Below are 10,000 nucleotides of genomic sequence, written 5' to 3'. Positions count from 1 at the left end.
AGCACAGGCTGTTATTGCGGATTTAATGCTACCTTTAGTGGCGAGTCTAGAATAAAGATGTAACCAAGTTTGAGGAAGGTCAGGAAGCGGCTGCAGAGCCGCTTTTTTAGTGGGCTTGCAGTGTAAAGACGAATAGCAATATCCACTGTCTGGCCAGCTAAAAGAAAGGTAAGGATATCTGCGAGTATCAATCAGTAATTTTGTGGCTATGAAGATAGCAAGTTTGGTGGAGCTAAGCGGGATCGAACCGCTGACCTCTTGCATGCCATGCAAGCGCTCTCCCAGCTGAGCTATAGCCCCACTTGCAGATGTAACGCTGAAGTGGCGTCCCTTAGGGGATTCGAACCCCTGTTACCGCCGTGAAAGGGCGGTGTCCTAGGCCTCTAGACGAAAGGGACACTGGAAAGGTCTTCATATGATATTGGCGTCCCTTAGGGGATTCGAACCCCTGTTACCGCCGTGAAAGGGCGGTGTCCTAGGCCTCTAGACGAAAGGGACAGGCGCATAAACATCATATTTTTACTGACTAATTGGCGTCCCTTAGGGGATTCGAACCCCTGTTACCGCCGTGAAAGGGCGGTGTCCTAGGCCTCTAGACGAAAGGGACACTACAGTCAGTTTGTCAGATTTTGTTGGCGTCCCTTAGGGGATTCGAACCCCTGTTACCGCCGTGAAAGGGCGGTGTCCTAGGCCTCTAGACGAAAGGGACACTGGAACAAAATCTTTGGTGGAGCTAAGCGGGATCGAACCGCTGACCTCTTGCATGCCATGCAAGCGCTCTCCCAGCTGAGCTATAGCCCCACACCAATTGTAGAGTTTGCTATGCAATCCCCTACAAGACGAGGCGAATTCTAGGGGCCGAGACCAAAGGTGTCAACAGTTTTTTAGAAAGCCTTGATCGTTCGCGTATTTTTTAAACTAAGTGACGATACAAGCAGCAAATTGCAGCAAAATAAATGACATAGCCTGCCCTGTCTGCAACTCTTCAAAGACTGGACCTGGTTGAGTATTGTTGGAAGTTATACGGATTTAAATCAGCTGTATTGAACATACAGCGATAAAAAAACCCTGCCGAAGCAGGGTTTTTTAAATTAAAGACTCACGTTGTTTTTACTGGCGCGTTCTTTAATGTAGCTCTCCCAGCTGGCTGCCTGGCGGCCAAACTTAGGATCACCTTTAACTTTCTGAACGGCCTGATAAGCGTCCTTGAACTTGTTTTGATAGAAATATGCTTCTACCAACGCAAGGTACACAGGACCTTTGGCTTTAACACCAGCTTCCAGAGCTTTATTCAGTGCTACAACTGCAGCAGAGTATTTCTCAGCAAGGATCAGGGAAGAACCCTGACGACGATACGCATCACCATCATTGTCCAACTGAGCTGACTCGCCATAGTACTGAGCGGCTTTATCCATTTCACGCGCTGCCTGGAACGAACTGGCCATACTGTTCAGCATAGTTTTATCTTTTTTGATTAAACCAGACTTAATATGTTTTTCCAGTGTGATACCGGCTTTGTATGGAACGTTAGCGTTAGAATATAACTGCGACAGCAATTTGTACTCATTTGCAGAGTCCAGCATGCCTTGCATATTTGCCACTTCCAACGTCACTAAAGCTTTTTCGTACTGTTCTTCAATACTGTAGAACTGTGCCAGATAAGTCCACCAACGTTTCTCAGAAGGGAAAACCTGCACCGTAGTTTCCAATACTTCGATCGCTTTTTTGTTGTTTTTCATCTCATAGTAAGCTGAAAACTTCAACGTATAAGGACCAGCATTAGGTTTAGCTTTGTCTTGAAGAGCAATCGCCATATCAGCAGGTTCAATGACCTTCTGATACTGTTTGTTCTCCATATAAGCACTACCGATACGCAGATAAACGTTAGCGTCTTTCTCACCAGTGAAATCAAGCCACTGATAATAAGTTTTGATAGCTTCGGCATACTGCTTTTCGCTTAACAGCAAATCTGCTAATAAACGATAAGAAGCGGCCTGGTCAGTGAAGCTCAACAGATCAGGTTTTACTGCCTGACGTAAATAGTTGATTGCCTTCTTTTCGTCTTTAGCGGCCCACATGTTGCCTAAAAAACGATTGACAAAAGCTTTATCGAAATCATTGCTGGCATCAATTTCTGATAAAACAGCAATGGCCTCGTTTATCTTTTCTGCACTGTATAACTCGTATGCTTTAGCAATTACTTTACCAACACGCTCGCCTACTACAGTAGTTTTGCGGTTTTTGCGAGCGTCGATCTTTTGTTGATCAGGCGCTGCAACAGCATAAGAGCTAAGAGTGGTAGCACCAAAGCTTGCAAGGATGATCAACGCTGAAGTAATAGTACTCATTTTCTTCATGGTGTTAACCTCCAGCCTGATCTAATGAGAAGTCCAACTGAACCATAATACCTGGTTGCTGAACTGCTTTACCATCGACCACTTTCGGCGAATATTTCCAACGTTTCAGTGCACGAATCGCTTCACGATCAAATACACGTTTAGGCTCAGCTTCAACCACAGTTACGTCGCCAACGCTGCCATCTTCCAGAATAGTAAAACGCATTTTAACCCAGCCCTGTAAGCCATCACGAGCAGCTTGTACAGGATATTTTGGTTCAATACGTACTATAGGAGTAGCATCGCCATCACGCATCATAGCTGAAGATGGGTCACCCAATCCTGTACTTGCACCACCTACGTCCACAGACGGCAGGTTAAAACCAATAGAACCACCAGTGTCCGTTGACTCAGGTTCTGCTACCGGAGCTTTTGGAGGCTCTGGTGGCGGCGGCGGTGGTGGTGGCGGTACCCGAACACGAGTCTGAGCTTTTGACTCAGGCGGTGTCGAGTTAATTTCAATAACGATTTGATCCTTTTTAGCATTGGTGAACGTATCATCCCCACCTATAAGGAATGCCATCAACACATACAGGAAAAACGTTATTACCGCACCAACTACCAGTGATAGTAATAACCTTACCATATTACTTGTTCTCCGCAGCGATCGAAATCTTATCGATACCAGCCAGCTTGATTTGGTCCATTACCTGAACCACGACACCATGCTTAGCTTCTTTATCTGCTTGAATGATCACTGTATCAGTTGGCGATTCAGCTAACAGTTTCTCAACAGTAGCACCAACACGCTCAACGTCAACAGCACGTTTATCCATCCAAATTTCACCGTTTGCACGGATTGCAATAAAGATAGTGGCTGACGGCTTAGATTGAGCTTTTGCCGCTTTAGGACGGTTTACGTCAATACCAGCTTCTTTAACGAACGACGTCGTTACGATAAAGAAGATCAGCATGATAAATACAACGTCCAACATAGGCGTTAAATCTACTGCTGCCTCTTCGGCTTCACGTCTAATTTTACGTGCCATAAATTACTCTCTATCAATGATGAGGCATGTTGTCAGCTAAATCATGAACAGCTGACTTTACCTTACCTTCCAGTTTGGACGTTACAAATACACCTGATAAACATGCAACCATACCAGCCATAGTTGGAATTGTTGCCATTGAAATACCAGCTGCCATCAGTCTTGGGTTACCAGTACCTTGTACCGCCATAATTTCGAAAACAGCGATCATACCGGTCACAGTACCTAACAAACCAACCATTGGGCAGATTGCAACCAAAGTTTTGATTACACCGATCCGCTCACGCAGTTTGGTAGATGCCTCAGACACCCACGCATCACGAATTTTATGCGCATACCATGAGGTTGTATCAGCCCGGGCGTTCCAGTCTGCGATGATTCTATTACGCATCACTGGAAATTCCCGATTGATAAACCAGAAGCGCTCTATGATCAATACCCACATGATGAAGAGCACTATGGCGACGATATACAGAACATCACCGCCGGTCGCGATAAAATCCCTGACAGATTCCCAAAGCTCTATCAGGCTATGCATTACGCTTTCTCCTTCTCCGCATGAGCAGCGATGATACCAGCACTTTGCTCATCCAGAACATGCAGGACTGAGTTTGACTTACTTTGTAACATAGAGTGGATAAACAGTAATGGCAGAGCACATAACAGACCTTGAACAGTTGTTACTAACGCCATTGAAATCTGGCCAGCCATGATTTTCGGGTCACCAGTACCGTGTAAGGTAATTACCTGGAACGCACCGATCATACCGATAACTGTACCTAACAGACCTAATAACGGACCTACAGCAGCGATCAGCTTAATAATACCGATACCTTTTTCGATATCCGGAGTTTCACGCATGATGGCTTCGTCCAGTTTCAGTTCTAAAGTTTCAACGTCAACAGATTTGTTGTCGTGGTAAACTTTCAGGATACGGCCTAATGCGTTTTTCTCTGATGGATTGTTCAGGTTTTTCAGCTGAGCTTTCACACCAGCAGAAGCTGCTGACAGAGAAACGAAACGAACTGCACCGATCAGTAAACCGATCAGCAATAATACTGTGATTACATAACCTGGAGTACCACCTTGGTGGAACTGTTCTTCCAGTGTAGCTTCCTGAGTTTTCAGACGCAGTAAGTTACCGCCCGTTGGGTCGATATAAACTGGTTTTACTTCACCTGGAGCTGCATTTTTGAACGCTTCTGCATCAGCAACAATGTAAGACTCAGGTTGTTTAACCAGAGGCTGCATTTCCTGAGTATCAGCATTAAATACTAAGTAGCCACCATCAGAAATCAGGTTGAATGCGCCAACACGAGTAACAGAAGCCTGAGCAGAGTTACCGTCCAGAGACACAACGTTACCTTCAAACTTAGATACTTTGGCAGACTCAGTCATTTCAGTTTGCAGAGCAATCCACAGTTCTTCCAGTTCATTGATAGTTGGAAGTTCTTTAGCTTCTGCCAGTTTTTTCAGCAGTTCATCACGGCCTTTAAACTGAGCACTGATGTTAGAAGTTGCGATACCACCGATGGTTTCAGTTGCAGCACCACGAACGATACCGAACATTTCACCTAAAGTACCCTGAGCAGCTTGTAATTCAGCTTCTTTAGCAGCTAATTTGCCTTCGTTATCAGCAAACTGTTGAGTTAAAGACTTGCCACGAGATTCTTCTGCAGCAAACTCAGCTTTAGCTCTGTTTAACAGGGCTTGTTTGTCAGCGCGGTCAGATAAAAATTCCTGTTCGCGTTGCTGGTTGATTTTACCTTCAGCAGTGCGTGATTTTTTAACTTGCTCTAATAATTGATCCAGTTTGGCTGTATCGGCGGCAGCAGTTAAGCACACGCCTGCAGACATAGTTACCACAGCTGCAACTACTAAACCTTTAAAAACTTTCTTCATTTATTCTTACTCCGCTGCTAACACTGGAAGTTTCAACAATTCTGGGGCAGCTTGTTTACCCGCAACACGAATCGCGAACTTGGTAGATTCCAGGTACTCTTGACCCAGAGCTTCCCATTGACCTGTAGTTTTGTTAAACATCCAGGCTTGTTTTTCATCCAGAGATTGAGCCAGTAAAGCAACGCGACCTACGTAAACGTAGTTCACAGTAATTTCGCTGCCATCAACAGCCAGTTTGTCTGTGTAAGTAACCAGAGCTGTGCCTAAATCTTTTTCGATTTGGTAAGCTTCGATCACCAGACGATACATTTCAGAAGTGTTAACAGCTGAGTTACCTAAAACAGCGCGTAAACGATCGATACGAGCTAAGCGGTTTGCCAGATCTATTGGCATATCGGCTTTGATAAAGGCTTCTAAGGTATCAACCATACGATACATCAGAGGAACGATACCTTGTTTAGTACCTTCGATAGTACCAATTTGCTTGTCAAACGAAGCAAGAGATGCGTTTTGATCGGCAACTAATTTAGCAACGTGGTCGTTGTATACTTTTAAGTTTTCAGTTTGTTCAACTAATTGGCGGTACTCGGCCAATAATTCCTGACTTTGGTCAAAAATGTTGTTGATTTTTTCCTGAGACTGAACTGCAGCGCGGATGTTTTGCTGACCCGCTTTATGCAACTCTGCCAGTGGATCTGCTGCTACTGAGGTGCTGGCCAATGCGAATGCTCCAAACAGAGCAGAAGCAACCAGACTCTTACGAATGTTATTGTTAGACATAGTTCCCAACCAATAATTGCTGATTAACGTAACCTGTTTTTGAAAGGCTATTTTTTGTAACAAAAGATAACCCGGTTAAAGGGTAAACCGCCCGCATCATTGCAGCAAAATCGCGGATTGTCAATATAACTAAGACAGTCAGCGATGACAGTTTTGTTGCAATTTAAAGGCGATTTATACCCATTTTTTCTTTAGCAAAACCGGGGGCCTTCCCGTATTAATATTCCATTAATTTTTTTGCTTATTTAATGTTCGGTGTTAGTTTTCCCGACTCATACAGCTTCACCATTTGTTCAAGAGAAATGGCTTTTATTTTTGACGCGTTACCAGCAGTACCAAAAGCCTGATAACGGTCTTTACAAATTTCAGTCATAGCTTTGACTGATTCCTGCAAATACTTACGAGGATCAAATTCAGCCGGATTTTTCGCCATGTAACGGCGTATAGCTCCAGTGGAAGCTAAACGTAAGTCAGTATCTATATTGATCTTACGCACACCAAACTTGATACCTTCCTGAATTTGTTCTACCGGCACACCATAAGTTTCAGGTATAGCACCACCATATTCATTGATGATAGCCAACCACTCTTGGGGCACCGAAGATGAACCATGCATCACCAAATGTGTATCAGGGATACGGGCATGGATCTGTTTAATCCGATCTATCGCCAGAATGTCGCCTGTCGGCGGACGACTGAATTTATAGGCACCATGTGAAGTACCGCACGCTATTGCCAGCGCGTCCACACCTGTTGCTTTGACAAACTGAGCAGCTTCTTCGGGATCAGTCAGCATCTGGTCGTGACTTAAGATACAGTCAGCACCAATACCGTCTTCCTCACCCGCAGCTCCTGTTTCGAGGGAGCCTAAACAACCTAATTCGCCCTCTACTGAAACGCCACAAGCATGCGCCATATCAACAACACGACGCGTTATATCGGCATTATAGTCGTAATCCATCGGAGTTTTGCCATCGGTGCCCAAAGAGCCGTCCATCATGACAGACGAAAATCCCAACTGGATGGCCTGCTGACATACAGCTGCAGAAGTACCATGGTCCTGATGCATTACGACCGGAATATGTGGAAACTCTTCAATAGCCGCCAAAATTAAATGGCGTAAAAAAGGTGCTCCGGCATATTTACGGGCTCCGGCGGAAGCCTGAACTATCACAGGACTGTCTGTCGCATCCGCAGCCAACATTATGGCACGCATCTGTTCTAAGTTGTTAACGTTAAAGGCTGGTACTGCGTAACCAAATTCAGCAGCGTGATCCAGCATTTGACGCATTGAAATAAGAGCCATGAGATCCTCTCTCTTTGTGTAGGGTAAGGGTTGTGTTTAAGACCTTTGGCTCTGTTGTCACCTGTGGTGATCTATAATGTACAAAGCCAAGGGTCGTATTTTTTAGTATTTTTGTATTTATTTGTAATTTAACAGTTTTAGGCTCACGCTTTTGCGCGTTGTTCCAGAATTTCCACTGCTGGTAAAGTTTTACCTTCCAAAAACTCCAGGAACGCGCCACCACCAGTCGAAATATAGGAAATTTTGTCAGCCAAATCATATTTATCGATGGCGGCTAAGGTATCTCCTCCCCCAGCGATAGAAAACGCTTTGCTGTCGGCTATTGCTAAAGCCAAGGCCTTGGTGCCTTGTTCAAAAGATGAAAACTCAAACACACCCACAGGGCCGTTCCAAACAATAGTGCCGGCATTTTTCAGTATATCCACTAAAGCCGCACTGCTATCAGGGCCAATGTCAAATACCATATCGTCGTCACTAATTTCTGCAACAGACTTAGTGGTTGCAGGTGTATCTTCTGCAAAAGCTTTACCTGTCACCACGTCTGTAGGTACCGGAATTGAGCCGCCGTTGGCTTTGGCCTGAGCCATTAAGCGTTTGGCTTCAGGAATAAGATCGGTCTCAACCAGAGATTTGCCTACGGCATATCCCTGAGCCGCAATAAAGGTATTGGCAATACCACCACCAACAATCAACTGGTCCACTATTCCAGATAAGGATTCCAGTACTGTCAGTTTGGTCGACACTTTAGAACCACCAACAATAGCTACCAAAGGTCTTTTTGGATTTTTCAGCGCTGCGGCTAACGCATCTAACTCAGCAGCCAGTAAAGGACCGGCACAGGCAACAGGCGCAAACTTTGCGACACCATGAGTCGTAGCCTGGGCACGATGGGCAGTGCCAAAGGCATCCATTACAAAGACATCACATAAAGCAGCCAGTTTTTTAGATAAGGTCTCGTCGTTTTTACCTTCACCTTGGTTAAAACGCACATTTTCAAATACGACGACTTCACCGGTATTGACTTCAACGCCGTCCAGATAGTCTTTGACCAAGCGCACGGGCACAGACAAAGCGTTGTTTAAATAATCCACCACAGGCGCCATTGAGAATTCTTCTGCATAGACGCCTTCTTCAGGACGTCCAAGATGCGAGCACACCATGACTTTGCCACCTTTTTTCAAGGCTAATTCAATGGTTGGTATAGCGGCTTTTAAACGAGCATCTGAGGTCACCCTGCCGTTTTTAACCGGTACGTTTAAGTCTTCACGGATCAGTACCCGCTTCCCTGTTAAATCGACATCCGCCATCTTAATTACTGACATACCAGACTCCTGTGATTTGATTAATTTTATCCCCATCGTACTTGAAGCTGCAGCTATGTTGACTGTGCCATGTTACCCCAGTTAAATAACTTCACTATGCTCCTGGGGTTTTACTGGCTTATCGCCGCCCTGCAGCTCTAAGCCACCCGGGTATAAGTTTTTATGACATTAAAATTCAGACAAAACGCATCATTGCACGGCATGTATCGATCATTCTGTTCGCAAAGCCCCATTCATTGTCACACCAGACTAAACATTTGACTAAACGTTTATGGCTGACCCGGGTTTGAGATCCATCGACAATACAAGAATGCGCATCATGATTAAAATCGACCGAAACTAAAGGTTCTTCGGTGTAATCAAGAATACCGGCAAGAGCACCCGCCCTCGCCTGCTGTAACACTCGATTCACCTTATTTAAATCTACGTCCTGATGCAAAGTAACGCTTAAGTCCATCGCCGTTACATTGACTGTAGGGACACGAACCGCTATTGCTTCGAATCGCCCGGCCAGATGCGGCATGATGCGCTCAATACCCCGTGCTAACTTAGTGTCCACCGGAATAATTGATTGACTGGCAGCCCGCGTTCGACGCAAATCACTATGGTAAGCGTCGATCACCTGCTGGTCGTTCATCGACGCATGGATAGTGGTAATAGTGCCACTCTCAACACCAAAATGCTGATCCAGCACCTGGATCACCGGTACAATACAATTGGTGGTGCAGGAACCAGCCGACACCACTGTCATCTCATCAGTCAGCAAATGCTGGTTAATACCATAAATAACTGTGGCATCAATATCGGCATCAGCAGGGTGTGAAAACAGCACTTTTTTAGCACCGGCGTCCAGATGCAGCTGAGCATCAGCCCGACTGTGAAATACTCCTGTACATTCCAGCACTACATCTACAGCGAGTTCATGCCAGGGTAACTGCGCAGGATCAGCCTGGCAGTAAAGCGCGATTGAATCGCCATTAACCTGCAGACCATTTTCTGTCAGTTCGACCGGAAATCCAAAACGACCATGTGAGGTATCATATTTTAACAAATGGGCTATGCCTTTAGCATCAGCCAGTTCATTAATAGCTACTACTTGCACTTGCTCTGTCAGACCGCATTCATAGATGGCCCGAAAAATATTCCGACCGATACGGCCAAAGCCGTTAATTGCCACTTTAATGGTCATTGCTACCCGATTACCCGCTGCTACATCAATTAAAAAGAGGGGCCAGCAGGCCCCTTTTCATTTACGCTAATAACTCATTGGCAGCTGCAACCACCGCGGCAGTGGTAATACCGAAG

At 45.2% G+C, this 10,000-nt stretch carries 9 protein-coding genes and 6 tRNA genes; all 15 read right to left on the bottom strand.

Going from position 1 to position 10,000, the window contains the following annotated elements; translation table 11 throughout:
- Positions 1–224 precede the first annotated feature (224 nt).
- Positions 225–300, bottom strand: a tRNA-Ala gene (locus LDL40_RS02460).
- A gap of 22 nt (positions 301–322) precedes the next feature.
- Positions 323–398 (bottom strand) — tRNA-Glu (locus tag LDL40_RS02455).
- 24 nt (positions 399–422) lie between these two features.
- Positions 423–498 (bottom strand) — tRNA-Glu (locus LDL40_RS02450).
- A 33-nt stretch (positions 499–531) separates the two neighbouring features.
- Positions 532–607 (bottom strand) — tRNA-Glu (locus LDL40_RS02445).
- A 26-nt stretch (positions 608–633) separates the two neighbouring features.
- Positions 634–709 (bottom strand) — tRNA-Glu (locus tag LDL40_RS02440).
- Between the two features lie 16 nt (positions 710–725).
- A tRNA-Ala gene (locus LDL40_RS02435) sits at positions 726–801 on the bottom strand.
- 290 nt (positions 802–1,091) lie between these two features.
- A complete protein-coding gene (locus tag LDL40_RS02430) occupies positions 1,092–2,357 on the bottom strand; it encodes a lipopolysaccharide assembly protein LapB (RefSeq protein ID WP_300993452.1) in 1,266 nt (421 codons plus the stop codon).
- 4 nt (positions 2,358–2,361) lie between these two features.
- Positions 2,362–2,982, bottom strand: a complete 621-nt coding sequence (locus LDL40_RS02425; RefSeq protein ID WP_300993450.1) for an energy transducer TonB — start codon at positions 2,980–2,982, stop codon at positions 2,362–2,364.
- Position 2,983: 1 nt separating this feature from the next.
- Positions 2,984–3,385: a biopolymer transporter ExbD gene (locus LDL40_RS02420; protein ID WP_300993448.1), complete on the bottom strand. Its 402-nt coding sequence runs from the start codon at positions 3,383–3,385 to the stop codon at positions 2,984–2,986.
- A gap of 13 nt (positions 3,386–3,398) precedes the next feature.
- Positions 3,399–3,923: a MotA/TolQ/ExbB proton channel family protein gene (locus tag LDL40_RS02415; RefSeq protein ID WP_300993446.1), complete on the bottom strand. Its 525-nt coding sequence runs from the start codon at positions 3,921–3,923 to the stop codon at positions 3,399–3,401.
- Complete coding sequence (locus LDL40_RS02410) at positions 3,923–5,287, bottom strand: MotA/TolQ/ExbB proton channel family protein (RefSeq protein ID WP_300993444.1); 1,365 nt, start codon at positions 5,285–5,287, stop codon at positions 3,923–3,925. Before LDL40_RS02410 ends, LDL40_RS02415 begins: the two co-directional genes overlap by 1 nt.
- A 6-nt stretch (positions 5,288–5,293) precedes the next feature.
- Positions 5,294–6,067, bottom strand: coding sequence for a DUF3450 domain-containing protein (locus LDL40_RS02405; RefSeq protein ID WP_300993442.1), 774 nt, complete (start codon positions 6,065–6,067; stop codon positions 5,294–5,296).
- A 241-nt stretch (positions 6,068–6,308) separates the two neighbouring features.
- Entirely contained in the window at positions 6,309–7,373 is a 1,065-nt protein-coding gene (fba, locus tag LDL40_RS02400; RefSeq protein ID WP_300993440.1) for a class II fructose-bisphosphate aldolase, read from the bottom strand.
- Between the two features lie 143 nt (positions 7,374–7,516).
- On the bottom strand, positions 7,517–8,695 hold the full coding sequence (locus tag LDL40_RS02395; RefSeq protein ID WP_300993438.1) for a phosphoglycerate kinase: 1,179 nt from the start codon (positions 8,693–8,695) through the stop codon (positions 7,517–7,519).
- A gap of 175 nt (positions 8,696–8,870) precedes the next feature.
- Complete coding sequence (gene epd, locus LDL40_RS02390; RefSeq protein WP_300993436.1) at positions 8,871–9,884, bottom strand: erythrose-4-phosphate dehydrogenase; 1,014 nt, start codon at positions 9,882–9,884, stop codon at positions 8,871–8,873.
- Positions 9,885–10,000: the final 116 nt, after the last annotated feature.

The sequence above is a fragment of the Rheinheimera sp. genome (genome assembly GCF_020217005.1).
Classification (GTDB): domain Bacteria; phylum Pseudomonadota; class Gammaproteobacteria; order Enterobacterales; family Alteromonadaceae; genus Pararheinheimera.
This window is presented reverse-complemented; position numbering and strand designations above follow the sequence as displayed.